Annotated in this window: 1 pseudogene; it reads left to right on the top strand. The window is 49.8% G+C overall.

Annotated features, from left to right (window positions below):
• A pseudogene (locus R8O10_RS26700) lies at positions 1-568 on the top strand (endonuclease I); the annotation flags it as partial.

The raw sequence follows: 568 nt of genomic DNA, 5'->3' as shown, positions 1-568 counted from the left end.
ACCGACTTTTTGCAAACCATTAATGTGGAGCAAGGGAAAACCTATGCGTTCTCAGTCTCGGTGTATCACACTGAAGGGCATGTAAAAGCTCGATTGGTGGCAGACGGTTATCACGGCTACTCCAATCCGCAGCAAACGAATCAGTGGCAAGAACTCACACTCAATTACACCGCGACGACCACGAAAACCATCGATGTGGGATTGCGTTTTTATGATGAAGCGGGCTTTGACGGCTCAGAAGTGGTTTATGTCGATAACTTCCAACCGACCGAGACAAGCACGCAGCCTCCCGTAGAGAGCTGTAGTGATCACCAAGTGGTCTTGACTCTCACGACCGACAACTACGGCTCTGAAACGAGTTGGACGCTGAAAAACAGCTAATCCGCAGTGCTGTTCTCTGGTCAGGATTATGAGTCGGCAACCACCGTTGAAAAAAGCATGTGTTTAGCCGACGGTGATTACCAGTTCACCATTCAAGATGAGTATGGTGACGGCATTTGTTGTGGAAGTGGCGCGGGTTCGTACACGTTGATGGAAGGAGCCAAGACTCTTGCTTCTGGCGCTGAGT

It is taken from the genome of Vibrio sp. 1727, from assembly GCF_033344415.1.
In the GTDB taxonomy this organism is placed as follows: Bacteria; Pseudomonadota; Gammaproteobacteria; order Enterobacterales; family Vibrionaceae; genus Vibrio; species Vibrio alginolyticus.
Note: the sequence above shows the minus strand (reverse complement) of the source record. Positions and strands in the feature narration are given on the sequence as shown.